The organism is Candidatus Hydrogenedentota bacterium (assembly GCA_013359265.1).
Lineage (GTDB): Bacteria > Hydrogenedentota > Hydrogenedentia > Hydrogenedentales > SLHB01 > JABWCD01.
In genome coordinates this window covers 113,660-133,048 of sequence record JABWCD010000008.1, presented here as the reverse complement: position 1 = coordinate 133,048, position 19,389 = coordinate 113,660, and the positions used below count along the sequence as shown (strand labels likewise).

12 protein-coding genes are annotated in these 19,389 nt (G+C 61.0%); 5 read left to right on the top strand and 7 right to left on the bottom strand.

Translation table 11 applies throughout. The features are described 5' to 3' along the window. The first annotated feature begins 74 nt into the window (after window positions 1–74). Window positions 75–2,405, top strand: coding sequence for an alginate lyase family protein (locus HUU46_09600; GenBank protein ID NUM53884.1), 2,331 nt, complete (start codon window positions 75–77; stop codon window positions 2,403–2,405). A 325-nt stretch (window positions 2,406–2,730) separates the two neighbouring features. On the opposite strand, the gene HUU46_09595 is transcribed toward HUU46_09600, so the two are convergent. Together HUU46_09595 and HUU46_09590 are read right to left on the bottom strand one after the other, a co-directional pair. After that, on the bottom strand, window positions 2,731–4,428 hold the full coding sequence (locus tag HUU46_09595; protein ID NUM53883.1) for an exo-alpha-sialidase: 1,698 nt from the start codon (window positions 4,426–4,428) through the stop codon (window positions 2,731–2,733). Between the two features lie 397 nt (window positions 4,429–4,825). Continuing rightward, window positions 4,826–5,704, bottom strand: coding sequence for a hypothetical protein (locus tag HUU46_09590; GenBank protein NUM53882.1), 879 nt, complete (start codon window positions 5,702–5,704; stop codon window positions 4,826–4,828). 163 nt (window positions 5,705–5,867) lie between these two features. Between HUU46_09590 and HUU46_09585 the strand changes: the two genes are divergently transcribed. Beyond that, window positions 5,868–8,552: a hypothetical protein gene (locus HUU46_09585; GenBank protein NUM53881.1), complete on the top strand. Its 2,685-nt coding sequence runs from the start codon at window positions 5,868–5,870 to the stop codon at window positions 8,550–8,552. A gap of 6 nt (window positions 8,553–8,558) precedes the next feature. On the opposite strand, the gene HUU46_09580 is transcribed toward HUU46_09585, so the two are convergent. The 5 genes from HUU46_09580 to HUU46_09560 all read right to left on the bottom strand — a co-directional run bounded on the left by HUU46_09580 (window position 8,559) and on the right by HUU46_09560 (window position 14,652). After that, window positions 8,559–9,368, bottom strand: coding sequence for a class I SAM-dependent methyltransferase (locus HUU46_09580; GenBank protein ID NUM53880.1), 810 nt, complete (start codon window positions 9,366–9,368; stop codon window positions 8,559–8,561). A gap of 18 nt (window positions 9,369–9,386) precedes the next feature. Further along, the gene (locus tag HUU46_09575) at window positions 9,387–10,655 is read right to left on the bottom strand and encodes a nucleotide sugar dehydrogenase (GenBank protein ID NUM53879.1); all 1,269 of its coding nucleotides are present in this window, start codon (window positions 10,653–10,655) and stop codon (window positions 9,387–9,389) included. A gap of 27 nt (window positions 10,656–10,682) precedes the next feature. Beyond that, window positions 10,683–11,474, bottom strand: coding sequence for a hypothetical protein (locus tag HUU46_09570; GenBank protein ID NUM53878.1), 792 nt, complete (start codon window positions 11,472–11,474; stop codon window positions 10,683–10,685). A gap of 12 nt (window positions 11,475–11,486) precedes the next feature. Continuing rightward, complete coding sequence (locus HUU46_09565; GenBank protein ID NUM53877.1) at window positions 11,487–13,127, bottom strand: sugar transferase; 1,641 nt, start codon at window positions 13,125–13,127, stop codon at window positions 11,487–11,489. Between the two features lie 73 nt (window positions 13,128–13,200). Continuing rightward, complete coding sequence (locus HUU46_09560) at window positions 13,201–14,652, bottom strand: hypothetical protein (GenBank protein NUM53876.1); 1,452 nt, start codon at window positions 14,650–14,652, stop codon at window positions 13,201–13,203. Window positions 14,653–15,013: 361 nt separating this feature from the next. Here HUU46_09560 and HUU46_09555 point away from each other — a divergent pair, with 361 nt between their 5' ends. The 3 genes from HUU46_09555 to HUU46_09545 all read left to right on the top strand — a co-directional run bounded on the left by HUU46_09555 (window position 15,014) and on the right by HUU46_09545 (window position 19,383). Beyond that, a complete protein-coding gene (locus HUU46_09555) occupies window positions 15,014–16,942 on the top strand; it encodes an O-antigen ligase family protein (GenBank protein ID NUM53875.1) in 1,929 nt (642 codons plus the stop codon). 53 nt (window positions 16,943–16,995) lie between these two features. Then, window positions 16,996–18,324, top strand: coding sequence for a hypothetical protein (locus HUU46_09550; protein NUM53874.1), 1,329 nt, complete (start codon window positions 16,996–16,998; stop codon window positions 18,322–18,324). A gap of 147 nt (window positions 18,325–18,471) precedes the next feature. Further along, window positions 18,472–19,383 (top strand): hypothetical protein, encoded by a 912-nt coding sequence (locus HUU46_09545; protein ID NUM53873.1) that lies wholly within the window; start codon window positions 18,472–18,474, stop codon window positions 19,381–19,383. Window positions 19,384–19,389: the final 6 nt, after the last annotated feature.

Genomic DNA, 19,389 nt, shown 5'->3' with positions numbered 1-19,389 from the left:
CGAATCGCGGCGAAGGCTGTACGATTCGGGGCGGTCTTTCAGGCAGGTCCTACGGGCGGAGTTGGCGGTTTACGATGCTGTCGCGGTTGTGTGTCGCGGTTACCGGGCTTGCGATTCTTGCGCTGGCCGTATCGGGGTGCCCACGGCCGCGTGCAGATACCGAGCGCGGAGTGCGCGCCTCAGCGGGCGGCAACAGCATTCGCCAGCCGTTCACCGACAAGGAGCTGTTCGCGGCGCTCGATCTTGACTTACCAGGGCTGGAGGACACGAAGCGGGCCGTGGCCTGCGGCAATTATCCCTCGGCAAAGGCCGCGCTGAATGCCTTCATGCGGTCACGATTCAGCCGATCGAACTTCTTCGATCCGTCCATCGATCTCGCGTACTTCGGGGAAGCGGAGTTGCTGTCGGCGGAAGAATCCGCGCGGACGGGCCGGTTCATCTCGCGTTACTCCGGGCGCGTGTTTCAGTTCAATCCGGATGGGTTCAGTTTGGACGACGTCGATCTTAATGACGTGTCGCAATTGGACAGCAATTATCTGTTCGGTCTCGACGAAATGTTTCTGCGTTACCGCCCCGCGTACTTCGTGACCAAGGACCCAATCTACCTGCAGCGGTCGTACGAGTTGATCCGCAGCTATTACGAACTGTTTCACGGGGGCGCGCGCGACGGCGCGGCGGACGTTCCACTGAGTCCTTGGGAGCGCTGGTCGCTGCGGCATCGCATTGAGCACCTGGTCGCGTACTTCGTGCTGTTCGAGGCGGGCGATCTCGATCCGGAAGTGACGGCGATGGCGCTCAAGATTTTGCTCGAGGACCAACGGGTCCACGTGCCGCGCGGACCGCTCTGGGAGGGCAATGCCGTCGAGTACATGTGCTTCACCGGCGCGTTCACGTCGGCATTTGTGTATCCGTTTAAGGAATCGGGCGCGTGGTACACGGACCAGACGGGCCGGCTATGGGGCGGCATGCTGCAGCTCATGCCGGACGGGTGCAACAGCGACCTGTCCCCGACATACGCCGGCGCATACGGCTACTGGGCGGATTTGTACAAGCCGATTGTGTGGATGGACAGCCCGTGGCGCCTGGAAAACGTGCCGGACGACGTGCAAGTGAAAATGGAGGCGCTTGGCGAGTTTCTGATGAACACGACCAAGCCGAGCGGCGAATACGCGCCGTTCAACGACTCCGATCGTCTCTCGTATTTTCCCGAATACGTGCGCGGGCTGGGCGCGTTCTTCGACTACTTCGGGCGGGACGACTTCAAGTGGTTCGCGACCAACCAAACCGAAGGCGCCCCTCCGGCATATCACTCCTATCCGCAGACGTCGAAAACGCCGAGCTATTCCGGCCTGTACGTGATGCGCGACGGTTGGGACGCGAATGCGATCTATCTCGCAAGCGACTTCGGTCCAGGCTGGTTTGCGCATTCGCACGCGGATTACGGCAGCTTTGTGTTGCACGCGTTTGGCGAGGACCTCATCGACGAAGGGCGCTCGGCACAGTACGAAAGTGCACTGCACGTCAACTACTCGACGAAGTACTGGGCGCACAATACGATCGCCGTTGATGGGCTCGGTCAGGAGAAAGGCGCGCTTGGCCGGCCACCGTTTGGGCAACCGGTACCGGCACAATGGGTAACGAACGCGTCGTTCGACTATGTGGCCGGCGAGTATCCGCTGCACGTGTTGCACCCGGCGGAATTGCCGGGCGTCGTACACCGCCGCGCGATTTACTACGCGAAGCCGGACTATTTTCTCGTGCTCGATCGCGTCGACGGATCGGGGCCGCACAACGTTTGGATCAAGTTTCAATTGGGTCCGTCCGTGTCGGCGACGTTGTACGGTAACGTCGTGCATGGCGTTTCGGAATCCGGGCCTTCGGTCTGGATCATTCCCGGCGACGCGCGGCCGGCGCCAGGCGTAATCACCGGCCAGACCGAACCGCGATACGATGGGTGGGTAAGTCCGGACAATCGACTTGCAGCACCTGTTGCGGCGCCGTCGATTGAATACGAGGAAGCACGCGCGCTTCCGTTGAATTACGTGACGGTGATTCAACCCGCAAGGAAGTCTACGCGACCGGCATTGCTCGTCTCTTCCGTACCCCTTAATGGGCCGAGCGGATCGGGAATCGAGTTACGCGTTGCGCCCCCTTCGGGCGCGTATGAGGACGTGTACATCATCCGGCACGAAGGTACGATTGTCATGGGAAGCGACGGCGGATCGGTTGATGGCAGTATTGCGCATTTCCACTATGTCGCGGACGAACTCGAAAGAATATCGGTGGTGAATGCGGTGGATAATTCGTTCTCGTTTGACGGGCAAACCGTGAACCGTTCGTTTGGCAATGCAACGAGCGCATATGCGAGTTCGGACGATGGGTTCTCGGAGTGGCATGCGGAGTAGGCGGTGTGCGCGCGTGAGGTCGCGAGTCACAGCAACTCAAGATTGTGTGTATCGCGGAGGGCGGGTGCTCCAATCCGCCGTCGTGTTACGAGGTGAGGATGACGGGGTGGAAAAACCACCCTCCGAAGGATTCGCGTGTGCAGGCAAACTTGAGCTGCTCTAGTTCTGAGAAGCGTTAGGTAGTGCCACTTACGTTACGGCGGGGATCGTCAGGCGAATATCGTGTGGATGACGTGACCGCGGTAGCAGGTGAGGCAGCGGTCGATGGCTGTTGTTGCGTTAGCGTCGCCCAAAGGAACCCGGAGCAAAGGCTCTCTAGCGGCATTCACAGACTGATGCGCGGGCGCCTGGAGCTGCGCAATATATATACTCCCAGCACCGCCACCGGAAACGCGGTCAGAAGCAAATACAGCGCTCGCGATGCGGGCAGGGGGGCATCGGGGCTGGTTGGGCTTGTACGATACGTGAACTCCTGCAGGTTTGTCATGCCGTCGCCGTCAAAGTCGTCGTCCGGTGACACCTCCTCGAAGCCGCTGATTGTGTCGAATGGGTCGTGATCAATGATGAGCAATTCGAAGTAGTCCGAAAAGTTGTCGCCGTCGGAATCGGGCCAGCCGCTGGGGCTGAGTGAGGCTTCGGCGATATACGCGATGATATCATTCTCTGATCCGTCGGGCGTATCGAAAGTAATGTTTGTGGCCGTTACGAACACCCAGTTTCCGACGCGATCCGTCGCTATGCCGGGCGAATAACTAGTAATGCCGCCAATATTTATGAGTCCCAGATCTGGATGGAGTTGACCAGGTTCTGTCCATGTGGCGCCATTGTCAGTCGAGTAAGAGATAGACTGCACACGTCGGAGGCCGGACAATGTTGCCTGCTCGGCCCCCGAGAACAGGCACCAGTTGCCCCACCCGTCCGTTGCGACAACTGGGGTTTTCGCGCGCAGGTTTTCACCAGTGGATCCAGCGATCGCCTCGGGATCACTCCATGTCGCTCCATTGTCTTCCGACCGAGAAACGAAGAAGCTTTCGTTGCTCCAACTTACTTCCCCTTCCCAAACCAAAACCCAGTGCCCGGCCTTGTCCGTGGCCAGGTTTCCGCCATAACTGAGACCTGTCCGTTGTCTTAAGGGAATTTCGACGGGAGTAGACCATGTCTGTCCGTTATCGTTTGACCGTACCGCGCGCATCTCGGTGTGATGCCAGGCTGCAATCCAATTGCCTTGTTCGTCTGTCTCCAACCATACACCCTGAGCGCGCCCTGAAATACCGTAGTCCTGCCCACGCATCTCACCCAATGTTACCGGTTCGGACCATGTGTTGCCGTCTGTCGACCGCGCGCAAACGGCAAAGGTATTGTCCAAGCTTCCTGCCTCAATCCAAGCCACTTCCCACACACCGCGACGATTGGTTCGAATACTGGGTTCTATATCGTCTTGATCGTCGGTACCGGCGTTCGTGATTATCGTGCTCGCAGTAGACCAAGTCGCGCCGAAGTCTGTCGACTTCGCAAACATGACCTCCGAGTCTCCAGTTGGTCGATACTTGCTTGCCACGTCCTCACTGAAAGACGACTGTTCATATTGGTTCGAGTCCCAAACCACGATCCACACCCCCTTTCCGTCCGTCGCAATCGACGGGTGATCCTCCCAAACGAAATCTGAGGATGGAATTGGAATTACTTTCACAGGATCAGACCACGTGTGACCGTTGTCACTTGAATGTGCGGAAAGAATATCGTAGTCGGGATAGTTCCCCATGCCAGATGACCAATGGTCTCGTTTTCTCCACACCGTCACCCAATTGCCTTGTCCGTCCGTTGCCACCGCTGGTCGATCGTCACTTTCAAAAAGTAGGGAGATTGGATCCCCATCCGTCAGGCCGTCATTGTTCACAAGAGTTGGCGGTCCGAACTCGGGCGCGGGGAGAATCGCGGCGGTATGCATCGCGACGGCAAACGTAATGAATATGCCAAATACGGACTTTTGCCAGACGGTCGTGGCACGCAGAACGGTTTTCATGTGCGGCAACTCCCCCAGTTGCTGAAGCTATTTGTTCGCCTCAAATCGTATGCAGCATTTCGCGTGCCGTCTGGAGCAGCAATCTCGCGTCTCTTTGTATGGATTTGGAGCATAAGGAGTTAGAAAAAGCCCCGTGCAGCAATTGCATTCGCCCGCCCACGTCGCCGGTGTCCCGATTCCGGAATCGGGACGGTGCTTTGTTCAGAATCTGGACTTTATGGCGCCACTAGTTTGTATGCGCCGGAGGCACATCCCCCTGAATCCCCTTCAAAGGGGGACTCAACACAAGATCAATACAGTCGTTTTGCGATTCTTTAAGTCCCCTTTTGAAGGGGGATTTAGGGGATGTAAGGGAGCACTTCAACCAAACAATGTGTGCACTCGATTTTGAGCCGTGCTAGAACTGCAAGCCGACAATTGAGCCGTTCGTATTTGCCGTCGGCAGCGCGTTGTGGACCTTGACGGTCCCGTCGTCTTCGACAAACAGGTACCAGATCGTCCCGTTTGGCGACGCGATCTTGATGCAACCGGGCGCGCTTCCGCCGCTGCCGTCCCACGCCGTGACCACGCCGCGCGTGGTCGAGTCCTGGCCCGCATCGACATCGCCGCCTCGAAACTGCGCGTCGCCGTTCGATACGATGTTCCCGGTGGGCGCATCGAGCGTGAGCGTGCTTGAGCCGGTCCCGTCACCCTTGAACAGGAAAATCTGGCGGACGCCGGTCGTGTTCGTGTCACGATAGAAGTAGACGTAGCAGTCGGAGTTCGACGTGGTCTGGGGCGAAAATTTTACCGGGGCGTTCGTCGAGAGAAAATTGATGCTCGCCGTACCGGCAACGTCGGTGCCACCCAGCGTAAGGTTCCCGTTTACTTTTACATTGGCGCTTCCCTTGGAAATCTGAATGGCGTCGACGGGCGTCGCACTGCCGCTGCGGGTGCCGATGTGCAGCTTGTCGCCGGCGCCGTCGTAATGAATCGCGCCGCCGTTGACGGCGTCAGCTTCATTGAGATTCACGTAGGTTTGGTTGCTGCCGCCGGCCGTGACGCCGATGGAGTGATCGGCGGCTTCGTTTTCTCCAAACGCCGCGTTACCGTTCGCCGTGATTGACGCGTCGGTGAGAATCGCGCCCGTCTTTTCGATCCACGCCCCGCCGTCTGCGGAGTCGCCGTACCCCCCGCCGATGGCCAGTTCTTCGAGGTAGCGCGGGTTTGCGCTTACCGCCGCCAGGCCGCCCATCAGGACAATGAGCAGACACCCCCACGTCAACGCTTGCTTCATGGCACGTACTCCAATTGTTTGCCGCCAGGTCGCGCCATTGCGACGAGAGACGGCCCTACTTCTTTAGGCCATTGCGTTGCACTCCGGGACGCGCGTTCGCGCCCAACGAACGAATCGGATACGATGCCGACCCTACTCGAACTGTATTGCGGGCAAACGCGAAATGGGCGTATCAGGCGGCGGAACACGCACTCGACGACTCGTGGTCATCGTGCTGGCGGGCGCAATCGCGTCGGCATGGGTTGCGTCATCCGTACGAAACGGCTACGTGGGCGTACGCGTCGAGGCGGAGGTGACGGATCTCGATCCGCCGAAATTGGTTTGGGGCGAAGGCGCGGCCGAATTTGTCCCCATGGACCCGATACCCGCGGATTCGCCGGACGCTCCCGTGGCGTTTTACGATTTCTCGCTCACCGCGAAGGGTGAATCGGACCCGGTCGTCGAGAGCCCTTCCGTCACGCTATTCGGGATACCGCACCACTACGCGGGCGAGCAATCGCCCGAGGGCGGTTGGCAAGCAGACAAACGTGCCGTCGTTGCGAACGCTACGGGCGGACCGGTCACGTATCGCTGGGCACACTGGGGACCCGAGGGCCTCGCGCTCGAACTAGGCACAAGCCCGACGGGCGGTATCGTCGTCCAGAAGACGGCCGACGGTGAAGGTCGGATTAACACCTATCGCGAGCAGGAGGGGCGCGTTGCGCTTGAACTCCGGCCAACTCGCTTGCTGCGCGCCTTCTACGCGCGCGTGCCGCGGCCGGCCCTTTCCAAGCTGCGCTTACACATGCCGAATACCGCAACGAACGGATTGCATCGGCTTCACGTGGAATCCTGGCAGCCAATCCTAATCGCGCGCGGCGACGCGAATCGGGACGATTCCCAACCGTTGACGCTATTGGTGCGTCCGGAGGAATTCGCTAAGGATTCCAACGGCGCTCCCGCGGGATGGTGGGTCAACGACCGAGACTATGTCTCACAAAGCGATGAACCGGGACCCGGCGACGCGGTCGCGTGGACGCTCAAGCCCAATGTGAATGACGAGACGAGATTGGTCAAGACGATTACCGGCGATTTCGCGGGCGAGACGATTGAAGTCCTGGCACAGATCAAAGCGCTCGAGTCTGACGCATTTTGGATTGCGGTCACATGGAAGTCGGGCGACGAGTTTGCGTCGCATGGACTTTCGTTCGATGCGACTGACAGTTGGCTGCCGGTTCGGTTGCTAACGCAAGTGCCACATGGTATCGACAAAGACTCGTTAAACGTACGGTTAACGGTTTCCTCGAAAGCAAAAACACCGGTGCAAGTCGCCGCCGTCGCCATCAATCATGGCGATATGCCTGCGCCCGTGCAGTGGTCCATTCCGGAGAGTGCGAACGCCTCCGTCGCGCTTACGCCGGACATCTTGCGATCCGACGCAACGGGCGATATTCAAATACCATCGCCGGGTGGAATCGAGTTAGGCGGGTGGATGACTGCATCGGCCGCTTTCTTCGCGGCGATTGTCGTCCTTTCGGGCGTCTTTGTCATCGGCGTTTTCGTCCGCGGACTTTGGAGACGATTACCCGATACGCGGTTGAAACGAACGGTGCAAACGGGACTTGCGAACTTGCTGCTTGCAGCGTGCAGTTGCGCGTTCGGCTTGTTGATTGTCGAAGGGGCGTTGCGGCTCTTCTACTTCGGGACGCTCGCGTCGATCGACGTGCGTTCGTACGTCTCCGCACAGTCGCACCCAACACGGGGCTGGACCTTGCGGCCAAACAACCGCGCACGCACGCAATACATCGATTACGACGTGCTCGTGACGACGAATTCGAGAGGTTTGCGTGACGATGAACATGCCTATGAAAAACCCGAAGGCGTTTATCGCATCGCAATCCTTGGGGATTCGTACATGGAGGCGTACCAAGTCGACATGGCGGATGCATTGCCGGGCCGATTGGAGCGGGCTTTCGCGCCGCGCAACGTCGAGGTGATCAATTTCGGCGTGCGCGGGTATGGCACCGCACAGGAGTATCTGACGCTGACGGAGGAGGCGTTGCGCTATTCGCCCGACCTCGCGTTGCTTGCGTATTACCCGCTGAACGATCTCGTCGATAACTCGTACGAACTCACGCGGCAACTGTGGGGCGAAGACGTGTGGCGGACGGCGTCGCGTCCGTATCCGACGGTTGACGCGGAGGGGAATCTCGCCATCGGGCTGCTCGATCCCCTTAAGGCGCGGCGTGCGATCGAATTGGATGTCGCGCAGAACCTGATGTGGCGAAATAGACTCGCCGACCGCGGCTATCTTATGAATACCGCGACGTACGAGACGTACCGGTTTATTCGGCAGGCGTATTCGCTGGACGAGTCCTCGAACTTCGATCCGAACATCGAGTATGGCGGGATTCTCGAAGCCTTTTCTCCGGCGATGGCGGGCGCGCATGACTTGCCGCTCGAACGCTATCAACTGCTCTGGGAAGAGACCTGGAAGGTGACGGCGCGTTGCATTGAAGCGTTGCGCGATGGCGCGGAGGCAGGCGGCGCGAAATTCGCAGTGTTTTCGATTCCAGCGAAGGTTCAGGTCGATCCGAAGTTTCAGGCGGCGTTGCTCGCTCGATTTCCAGAACTGCGGTTGGACGTCGATAAACCGCACGTGCAACTGGACACACTCGCGAAGGAGAAGGAGTTTGAACATCTGAACCTGTTGCCCGTGTTTCGGCAACGCTATTCCGCGAAGGGGCCGGCGCTGTATCACCGCTACCTGGATACACACTGGAACGCCGCCGGGCACAAGTTGGCCACCGATGCCGTGAAGGAGTTTCTGGAAGCAAAGGGGCTGATACCGCGAGCAAAAGCGGATTGATAAGGACTATAGTCTGCGGAGTATCGCGACGCCATATTTGTACAGGTCGGCGCTGCACACGACGCGCGGGTCGGCAATAATCTTCTGCCAGGCGCCGTGCATGCCCTCGGACCAGCGAATCCAACTGCACACATAGAGCGCGTTATCGGAGAGGTAAGGTTTGATCATTTCGAAGTAGCGCAACGTCGCCGCGGGTTCGAGGTGGCCGTCGACGAAGGCGTAGTCGACGGTACCCATATCGCGCAGCACTTCCGGAAGCGATTCCTGAAAAATGCCGATGTGGCCGCGCGCGCAGGTAATGCCGATGCCAGCAAGATGGCGGTCGGCGGCGCGCGAAAGGTCTTCGGAACCTTCGAGGGTGTCGATAGTACCCACGCCGTTGAGCGTGAGCGCCGCGGACTGATAGCTGGTGGACACGCCGATCGACGTGCCTATTTCGAGGCAGTGCGTTGGCTTGAACGCGCGAATGAGCCGGAACAGGAGATAGTTCCAGACGTAGGGCTTGGCGCCGCCAAGACAGAGTTCGCTGAGCGTGTAGTCGTCAAAGTGCGGCCGGCCCGTTTCGGCTTCCTTCGTAAAGTTGCGCATCCGCACTTTTTCGTTGCTCTTGCTCAAATCTGCCCTCAAGCGTTCGCAGCGCGTGAGCCACTCCATCTCCTGCGTGTCCGCGGAGAATCGGGCAAACTGGCGCAGGGCAAGCGCCAGCTTTGCCGCGGAAGGATCGCTTGCGCGCGCCAAAGCGCGGGCCGCGCGGCGCGCGCAGACGCTGAACCACGCGTCCTTTACGGCTTGTTTGGGTCCTTGCCAGGGATACATGCGCACGGCCCGTCCAGACTACAGTTTCACGACCGTACACGTGGGGGCGGGCGCATGGTCTTTGGTCGCGTTGCGCGCGTCGTACACGAGCCGGGCCTCGCGCACGAGCCGGTCGTAGTCGAACGACTTGTGCGCGGTGCAAACGACTACACAGTCGTATTCGGCATACGACGCCGCGTTCGAGACGGATTTCATCGGCTTTCCTCCGCGCTCGAGCTCCGGCACGTAGGGATCGGCATACGACACGTCCGCGCCCTTCTTCTGCAGCAGGCCGATGATGTCGATGGCGGGCGATTCGCGCGTGTCGTTCACGTCCTGCTTGTAGGCCACGCCCATGACGAGAATCTTGCTGCCGTTGACGCTTTTGCGGGCGTCGTTCAACGCGTCGGCGATCTGGGTTACAACGTATTCGGGCATGCTCGAATTGATCGCGGTCGCCAACTCGATAAACCGCGCGGTGTACTGCATCGTTTTCATCTTCCATGAAAGGTAGAGCGGGTCGACCGGGATGCAGTGCCCGCCGAGACCGGGGCCGGGATAGAACGCCATGAACCCGAAGGGCTTTGTCTTCGCGGCCTCGACCACTTCCCAAACGTCGACATTGAGGTGGCGGCACATGATCGCGAGTTCGTTTACCAAACCGATGTTGATCGCGCGGTAGGTGTTTTCGAGGAGCTTTACCATTTCCGCCGCGCTCGGGCTGCTCACCGGGACCAGCGTTTCGACGGCGTGGCTATAAAGCGCTTGCGCACGCTTCGTGCAGGCCGGCGTGACGCCGCCGATAATCTTGGGCGTATTACGCGTGTGCCATGTCGGGTTGCCGGGATCGACGCGTTCGGGCGAAAACGCGAGGAAGAAGTCTACGCCGGCTTTCAGGCCCGTCTCTTCGAGCCGGGGCAACACGAGTTCGTCGGTTGTCCCCGGATAGGTCGTGCTCTCGAGCACCACGAGCATGCCGCTGTGCAAGTACTTCGCCACTTCGTCCACGGCGGCGACGATGTAGGAAATGTCGGGGTCCATCGTCTTGGTCAGCGGCGTGGGCACGCAAACGCACACCGCATCGACATCTCGCAGCACGGAGAAGTCCGTCGTTACGAGAAGCAAACCTTTTTCCAGCGATTCGCGCAGCGCGTCCGAACCGACATCGAGGACAATTGTTTCGCCCTGCGCGATTCGCGCTACTTTTTCCGCATCCACGTCGATGCCGACGACGTTCAAGCCGCCCCGGCAGAACTCGAGCGCCAGCGGAAGACCTACGTATCCCAGCCCAATCACACCCACACGCATCGTGACGAGTACCCTTCTATGTTCGCGCTACAATTTTGCGAGGCGCCGCAAGCAAACCAAAAAGCCGGGGCGCATCGCGAGCGCCCGTTCGTAGGCCGCGCGTGCCGTGTCGCGGTCGCCTGCAAGATCGGCCTTGAGTGCGGCCAGGAATTGTCCCTCGGCGGTCGCCTTGGCGTCCGCGGCCGACCCGCGGCGAATCGCTTCGTCCCAAAGTCCCAACGTCACCAGCGACCAAAGGACTTCGTCCGTCGCCGCGGTCCTTTCGACGATTGCGGCGATCGTCCGTTCGCGTTCGGGCGTACGCCGGCCCCAGTAACGATCGAACGCATTCTTGGCCTCGGCGAGATCGCCCTGTTCGAACAGTACGTGCCCCAGGACGTATGACGTTTCGTCGCCCGCGCCGCCTTCCTCGGCAAGCACTTCGCGCGCCGAATCGAGGTCGCCACGAAGAAGTCTTGCGCGCGCGCGGTCGAGCGCGGTCGCGCCGCCGTATACGTCGCCCGCCGCGGCAACGTGTTCCAACGACCGCAACACGCTTGGGAGCCCGATCAGTTGCGGTCCGAGTTGCCGGGCCATACCGGGCCATGCCGTCGGCGCGAGCGAGAGCGCCGTTTCCAGTTGGTCCTGCGCGACTTCAATCTTGCCCTGTTGGAGCGCGCCGCGCGCGTCCTCGATCAGGGAGACGGACTGCTGATGCTTGGTCCAGTTCATCCCGATACGGCGCGCGCCCGCGAGCACGCCGAGGCACGCACACGCAGCGAAAATCCACACGACCACATTGATCGTCAAGTAACGGATTCGCGCATCGGCAACGGGCACGGCCACTTCCCCTCAGTACGAATCGCCGATGCGCAGCACGACGGGCACGGTTTTGAACAGAATTTGAATGTCGAGCCAGAGCGACCAGTTTTCGATGTACTGCACGTCGAGCCGGATCATCTCGTCGTAACTGAGCCGGCTGCGTCCGCCGACCTGCCACATGCCGGTGATGCCGGGACGGATCAGCAGGCGCTTGTAATGCCAGTCTTCGTATTGCTCGACTTCGTAAGGCACCGGCGGGCGCGGGCCGACAAGACTCATTTCGCCGCGCAGCACATTGAATAATTGCGGCAACTCGTCAATGCTGAATTTCCGGATGAACCTTCCAAACCGCGTGACGCGCGGGTCGTCCGCGATCTTGTAAATGGGCTTGCCGTCCTTGTCCACGGCTGCGGCCTGTTTCGATTTGATGAGCGATTCGATGTACTGCTTGTGAATCGTGGGGTCGTTGTTGTGCCGCATCGAGCGAAACTTTAGAAAATTGAAAACGCGCCCGTTCAGGCCGACGCGCTTTTGCCGGAATATGATCGGTCCGGGTGAATCGAGCTTCACGGCGATCGCTGTGATAAGCATGAGTGGCGACAGCGCGACAAGGGCCGCGAGCGATACGGCAATATCCATCGCGCGCTTGATCGTCTGCGGCCATTGCGCGTACAGACCGGTCCGCGCGACGTTCAGGAGGCACACGCTCCCGACGTATTCGGTGCGCGCTTCGGTGTGGAACGACGGATAAAACGGAGCGACCATTCGCAGATCGACCGCCATCTGCCAGCACGTCTGCGCGACGTTCTGCCGCTGCTCGACGCTCAACGAACCGAGATCGGCGGCGATGATCAGTTCATCCAGATCGCTTTCGTTGATAATGCGATCCAGTTCGGCGACCGTTCCCAGGGACTTGGCGCCTGCGACTTCAGGTGCGTTCTCGTCGCCGCATGCAATGATGCCCGACAGTTTGTATTCCGACGACGGTTTCGAGAAAAGCGAGACAAGCTCTTTCGCGCTCTTGTCTTGGCCGAGGATCGCGACGCGCGTTCGGCCGATGTCGAAGAGCTGCAACGCGACGACGCCAATTAGCAGCGCCGAACGCACGAGAAGCATCCCAAAAAACAGCGCCATCGCGAGATAGATGAAATACAAGTTCGTGAAGGACGCTTCGCTATTGGCGCCTTCGGGCCTGTACGCCAAGCCGAGGACATACAACGCCGCGGTAATGAGCGCGGCACACCGCACAATTCGACCCATCGCGCCGAAGGGCACGATATGGGTGCGCGAAACGGCGTAGAGGCGGAGCCATTGCGCTGTGACCAATTGCAGCAGGGGCGCAATCAACAGCAGGGTGAGATACGGACGAAACTCGGGCGAGAGCAGGGTCTCTACCAGCAGGTCAAGCATGGCTGCCGGACCACTGCGGCCCACTTGCAGCGCGTCGGGCCATCCATGCTCCATCAGAAACGCCGCGAGCACAGCGCCCGCAGCGACCAGACAGCCCCCAACCCGTTGTGCCAAAAGAAGATAACCGCGGCGACGGCGGGTTTGGACGTGCCAGCCCGCAGGCACATTGAGTTCGCCCGCCGATGCCGTAATCTTGGCGGCGGTCGTTCCCGGAATCGATGTCCCCAGCGGCTGTTCGCCCATGTTCGGTCGGCCATCCATTGACGGTATTCGGGCGGCAGACGAGGTCGCCCGGATGCATCAGACGCAGCACAAACTATCGCATTATAACAAGTTACTGAGAAGGGGGGAAGCTTGGGTATTGCCGAAGGACCGTGCGCAGCGCGTCATGGATTGACCGCGCGTCGCCGGCCCACCCGCCGAGGCCCTGCGTGAGATCGATGAGTTCCCAGTAAAGGTCGTCGAACCCGGGGTCGCGCGCGCCGCCGAAGAGAATGGGGTGCCAGACGATGGAGCCGCATCCGCCGGCACGACGCAACAGTTCCAATTCCGCCTTAATTCGTTCTCGTGCGTCCGGGGCGGACAGGCCGAGGTACGTGCGCAGGGTAACGTCCATCAACACCAATGGGATTTCGAGGACGCGATACGGGCGATCTTCGGCAAGATTGTATGGATGGTAAGGGTGCGAGAATCCCACGCGCGAGCCGCACGCGTCCGGGTAGCCGATGGACATGTCGTAGGCAATGCCCGCATGCTCCTGTGCCGCGAAGAGGGTGTCGTAGTCGAACGAGAGGTAGTGCTGCCGCGATCCGCGCGGTTGCGCGAAGTGCTCGGTAAGCGTGCGCACTTCGTCCGCGTACCACTCCGCGCGCTCGGTCGATCGGTAGCTGCCGTGCAGGCACACGTCGAACCCCGCGTCGACGATGGGCCGCAGATACGATTGCACAGCCTTGTCCTCAATCCGGTACGTCACGTCATTGGGATGCCGGTTCGCTACGGCGATCTGGTACGACGCGCGAACGCCACGCGCCTGCTCTTTGCGCACCAGTTCGGGGACCGTCAGGTACGGATTGCGCCCGCGCGCCAGCGAGCCAATGAAAGCCCCCGCGACGCGGATGGCGTCCATCGGGCTCCTGTGCGTGATGAGTTGGCGCAGTACGGATTTCGCGCCCATCGTTATGGTGTCCGCAAGATTGCGCGGAATAAAATCCTCGTCGTGCGAGATCACCACCGCAAATGCGCTTCCGTCCAGCCACCGGCGTGTGCCGGAGATTCGATCAAGGACCGTTGGGGCGGACTTTGAAAGTGCGCCCATCAGCAGCGAGGCATAGTCATCGACGACGGTCTGGGGAATGTCGAGCCGTCTGAACACGCTGTCCGCGTACAACGCGCGCGTCCCGCGATCGCGTTCGGACGGCACGCGCTCAGACCAACTCGACAGGAAGTAGAACGCATTCGCAACTAGGTCAAACGAAATCGCATCGGGCGTGTTTGGATTCTCGCAGAATTCGTCGAAGACCACGCGTAATCCCTGGACTGTGGCCGCACGACCGACATCCGCCGCTTCCCCGAAAAAATCCCATGCGCGGGCGGAGCAAAAGACCCCGAGCGCATTCTTGGGGACTTGAGCGAATTCCGCCGTGTAGACCACATTCGGTGCTCGGTCGCCGGTGTCGTCGTACGCGACCGGCACGCGCCGCGCCGCGAGCAGCGTGTCGAACACGTAGCGCGCCTTCGCGCGGACGTGCGCGGGACAATCGAGGCGTATGACGACGGGGTCGGACACAACGCGTACCTATCCCGGATTTTTCACGCGAACACCAAAGACATGCACTATCCGTTGCGTCACATGAAGTTCCATAGATTTCCGCACTATACAGGCTGTTCGCGTGAAAAATCCTCTCGCCATGCGCTCAAGGGCTTACTCGAGAGCATTTCTCGCCGCACCGAAGGATTTTGCATCCGCTGCGACGGCGCGGGGCGGTGAGAAATGCGGTCTATACCGGGCTTTCGTGCAGTTGCGCATCATCGCAAGCGGCGCTTGAACAATCAATCCAATTTGCCACGGCGATTGGAACCGCCTGCGCGGATCAAGCAGAATGCCTTGCGAGGGGCAACCAGGTTTTATCGTGCGCCGGCCGCATCGTATGCAGAATCGACACCGCTTACCGTCCATACTCCGCGCGGGCATTGCCATATACGCCGCCGCGTTGATCCTTTCGGTCTATCCGTATTCGCCGTTGCCGGCTGTGGATATCAAAATCTTCGTCACGCACGTTGCCGCATTTGTGCTCGCGGCGCTGTGCGCGGCCGCCGAATGGCGCGGCGAATTTCCGGGCGCCCGGCCGCGCCTATTGATGGGCGCACTCGCCGCATTCACGGCCGTCAATCTCGCGGCGTCGCTTGCGTCGCCGTATCCGATGAACGCTCTTGCGATGACGGCACGGTTCTTCTCGCTCTCGGTGCTGTGCTACGTGACCGCACGTACGTTCACCACAGCCCGGCACGCGGCGTCGCTGCTGGTTGCAGTCGTAATCGCCGCGGCCATTGCGTCGGCGTACGGATTCGTGCAGCGCGCGGGTTTCGATCCGTTGCCGTGGGACACGTCGCTCGCGGCAAGCGAACAATTTCGCCAGTTGCCGAGTACGTTCGGCAACCCGAATCTCGCCGGTCACGTGCTTACGCTTGCGATAGTCTGCGCGCTGTTCGTGGCGTCGCGGCGGGGCGACCGTTGGGCGATTGTACTCGTGCCGCTGTTTCTCGCGCACCTCGCGCTCACGAGGCACCGCGCAAGCTGGCTCGGGCTGGGTGCGTGCGCCGTCTTCGCGCTCGTCGCATGGCGCGCCCGCTCGAGGTGCAACAACGACGCAGGCCGCGGCATCGGAGTTGCCGTGGCCGCGTTCACGATCGCCGCGACTGCAATTGCCGCGATTGGTGTTGGCGCGCTTGCGGCGCGCAGTGGACGCGGCGTGCCGATGGACACTTCGTTGCTGCTCCGGTACAACTCGTTCTATGGCGCGGCGCGCATGATCGCCGATCGTCCCCTGCTCGGCGTCGGCCCGGACAACTACCGCATTCTCAACGTCGATTACTGGACGCCGTACGAGCAGGAACACTTCGCGCGCGACCGGATGCTGAACGAGCACCCGCATAACGAATTTCTGATGGCGGCAATATCGGCCGGCATTCCGGGATTGCTCGCGTACGTGTTCCTGCTTGCGCGCGCGTTTGTCGCCGCGCTCACACTGTACTTCGCCGCCCGCGACGAGTCGGCCCGGCAATTCGGTCTTGCCTGCGCGGTCTTGCTCCTTGTGTTCGCCATTGACGGGGCGCTGGGATTTAATCTGTACGCGCCGGTATCGGGCGGCATTCTGTTTCTCGTGCTGGGTCTCCTGGATGGCGTCTATTCCGCACACGCCGCGAACGGCAAAACCGCGCCGCGCGGTTTGCCGTGGGCAACGACCGCCTGCGCGGTCATCGCGTTCGCGTGCGCCGCGCTGGGTACGGCGACATTCGCGAGCCAACTCCATCTCGCGCGCGGGCACAGCGCCATGTATTGGAAAGCGTTCCCGACGGCGATCGAACAATACGACCGCGCCGCGTCGTACGCGCCGTCGGACTGGATGCCCTTGTACCGCGCGGCAAAAGCGCGCGCCGCGTTGGGCGATTTGCCCGGCGCACTCGGCGACCTCTCGGCAAGTATTGCCCGGAACCCGCGGTATATCCCGTCGCTGCTCGACGCCGCCTATATCGAGCTTGGCCTCGCCAACAACGAACCGCTCACGGCGTCGCCGGACGTGCTGAACGCAGCGCGCGCATACGCCGCGGAGGCGCAACGGCTCTGCCCGCACGTGCCCGAGGCGCAGGAAATCCTCGGCAGGGCCGCGCTGACCGAAGCGGAACGTCTGCGCGCGCGGGCGACCGGCCTGTCGGCCGAACGCGAGCGACTCCTGCGGGAAGCGGCGGACCGGTTCACGCGCGCGATCGCGTATGGCGCGCCAAACGTGGCCGAACTCGCCGCGTATCAAGCCCAAGCCGAGGCGCTGCTCGGCGCGCCGCTCGGACCTTCGGGCTAGACCGGGCAAAAGCGCGTTTGTTAGAATTCGCCGGGTCTACTCTGGAGAACCCCATGCAGTTTTCGATTGTCGCCGTGCTGTCCGCGTTATGGAAGCACAGGCGGCTCATCATCGTCATTACGGCGATCGCCGGGATTCTCGGCGTGCTGAAAGTACTCATCTCTCCACGGGAGTACGAAGCGCAAAAACTGCTCGTCGTCACATCCATCGATCTGGCGCCGCAGCCCGCAGATGCGGGTAGTCTCTCGCTGAACGCGTCCATACAGGCGCCGCTCAGTCCCAAAGTGTACGCCGATATGCTCACGTACCCGAACCTGTTGGGCGAGGTGTACGACAAACTGCTCGCGTCGAACACGATTACGAAGAAAGATTACCCACGACTCGCAGACTTCTCGAGCAAAATGTCGGCGGGCGTCACGGTGGTGGACCAGACCGCCCGGCCGGTTCTGTACTCGCCGATCATCACGCTGGCCGTGACGGGCGACGACCCCGAGCGGATCGCGTCTATTGTTAAAGCGTGGGCGGACGCGGGGACGGATTGGTCGCGCGAAATCGGCAAGGTCCGCACCGCCGCCGCGGCGGAGCAATTCGTTAAGGAACGCGAGCGTTCTGCCGCCGACCTCGAGACGCTCCAGAATGCGCTGGCGGAAGAAAAGGGAAAGTGGAACGTCGAGATTCTGAAAAAGGAACTCGAAGAGCGCCAAATGTTGATGGGGGAAGTGGAAAAGGCGTTGGCCGAGGCCGAGCGCGACTTGACCGGAGGCGAAGAAACGCTCCAGGCACTCCGCGAAGCGAAGGCGCAGGAACCCGAGAAGATCGAGCTGTACCGCTCGCCATCCGACGACGCCTACTTCATCGCAAAAGCCGCGGGCGGCGAAAAGGCCGCGGCCGACGCCGAGAAGAAGGGCATGATTGACGAGCAGTTCAATCTGACCCTCATCGAAATGGAGAAACTCGAGACCGAGACCTTGGGCGTCGTATCTGCCGCGCGCGGCAAGCTCGATACGGCAAAGCGGCAGCTCGACGAACTGCGCGCCAAGCAGACCGAACAAGGTACGCTGCTCGCGATTCACGAGCAGACGCAGGACCGGCTTTCGGCAAACGTGAAGGCGGGCCTCGACGCGTACAGCCAGCTCGCCGCGGCCGAACGCGTTTTGGACGCGGTCCACTCCTTCGCCACCGCGACGAACGAAAAGGGCGTGACGCCGCTCGGCTTGAACCAGCTCGAGAAGAAGGTCACCCCCGTGGTCAGCCGCGGCCTGATGGGGCAGGGCAGAAAGCTTTACCTCATGCTCATCGTCGCGATGGCGTTTGTGGTGTCGAGTTTGTACGCAGTCTTTGTGGAAATTGTGCAGCCGGCGCTGCGGCAAGCGGCGCGATAGCGTAGCCGCGTCCGTTGTTCCTGCCCCGGAATGGAACTGTGTAGCCTCTCGGGATATCGACCGCTCGGCAACGCAGTGGAGTGGAGTGAGCTTGGGATGAATTTGTCCGCCGCGCCGTACCGGCGATTGCGGGACGGGTGCGCGTAAATGCCGAAGAACATTTTGCGCTCGATCATTCACGGCGTTACCACCAAGGCGCTGCGTGTCGCGGACCTTCCTTCGCTCCTGGGTAAACTGGCTGCCGCGCAGCGGTACAACGCAGCCCTGCAACTGCGCGCCAACTATCCCGACATCGCCGCGGCGGGCGCATGCCAGCAACCGCTGCACCGGTATGAAGCGAAGGTGTATTCGCAGCACGGCGAGGACGGTATCCTGCTCCACTTGTTCGATGCCACCGGCGTGACCGATCGGCGGTTCGTCGAGTTCGGCATCGAAGACGGACTCGAATGCAACGCGGCGAATCTGGCGCTCAACTTTGGGTGGAGCGGCCTGTTTCTCGAGTGCGACGCGGAGATGGTGCGCAGCGCGCGGCGAAACTACGCGATTCGGCTGAAAGCACACGCGGACCGCGTGCGAATCGAGCAGGCGATGGTCACGGCGGAGAACATCAACGCCACGCTAGAACAGGGCGGCATGCGCGGCGAAATCGACTTGCTGTCCGTCGACATCGACGGGAACGACTATTGGGTTTGGAAGGCCATTACGGCGATACAACCGCGCATCGTCGCGATCGAGTACAATTCGTCGTTTGGGCCGGAGCGTTCGCTTACGGTGAAGTACGATCCGTCCTTCAGCCGGTACGAGAAGCACGACTCCGGCTTATACTACGGCGCGTCGCTCGCCGCGCTGACCAAGCTGGCGGATGAGAAGGGATACCTTCTCGCGGGCTGTGACAGCGCGGGCGTGAACGCGTTCTATGTACGGCGTGACGCGGCCGACGGGCGCGTGCGGGAATTGAGCGTGGCGGACGCGTTCGTTCCACAGTACGTCCGCATCGTCGAGAAGACGCTGGATGAGCAGTTTGACGTGATCAAGGGCATGCCCCTGGAAACGGTTTAGTTTTTC

What these genes read in the sequence shown, in the direction of transcription:
- HUU46_09595 (NUM53883.1), bottom strand. Translation starts at nt 4,428, where the DNA reads ATGAAAACCGTTCTGCGTGCCACGACCGTCTGGCAAAAGTCCGTATTT.
- HUU46_09590 (NUM53882.1), bottom strand. Translation starts at nt 5,704, where the DNA reads ATGAAGCAAGCGTTGACGTGGGGGTGTCTGCTCATTGTCCTGATGGGC.
- HUU46_09585 (NUM53881.1), top strand. Translation starts at nt 5,868, where the DNA reads ATGGGCGTATCAGGCGGCGGAACACGCACTCGACGACTCGTGGTCATC.
- HUU46_09550 (NUM53874.1), top strand. Translation starts at nt 16,996, where the DNA reads ATGCAGTTTTCGATTGTCGCCGTGCTGTCCGCGTTATGGAAGCACAGG.
- HUU46_09580 (NUM53880.1), bottom strand. Translation starts at nt 9,368, where the DNA reads ATGTATCCCTGGCAAGGACCCAAACAAGCCGTAAAGGACGCGTGGTTC.
- HUU46_09600 (NUM53884.1), top strand. Translation starts at nt 75, where the DNA reads ATGCTGTCGCGGTTGTGTGTCGCGGTTACCGGGCTTGCGATTCTTGCG.
- HUU46_09575 (NUM53879.1), bottom strand. Translation starts at nt 10,655, where the DNA reads ATGCGTGTGGGTGTGATTGGGCTGGGATACGTAGGTCTTCCGCTGGCG.
- HUU46_09545 (NUM53873.1), top strand. Translation starts at nt 18,472, where the DNA reads ATGCCGAAGAACATTTTGCGCTCGATCATTCACGGCGTTACCACCAAG.
- HUU46_09555 (NUM53875.1), top strand. Translation starts at nt 15,014, where the DNA reads ATGCAGAATCGACACCGCTTACCGTCCATACTCCGCGCGGGCATTGCC.
- HUU46_09565 (NUM53877.1), bottom strand. Translation starts at nt 13,127, where the DNA reads ATGGATGGCCGACCGAACATGGGCGAACAGCCGCTGGGGACATCGATT.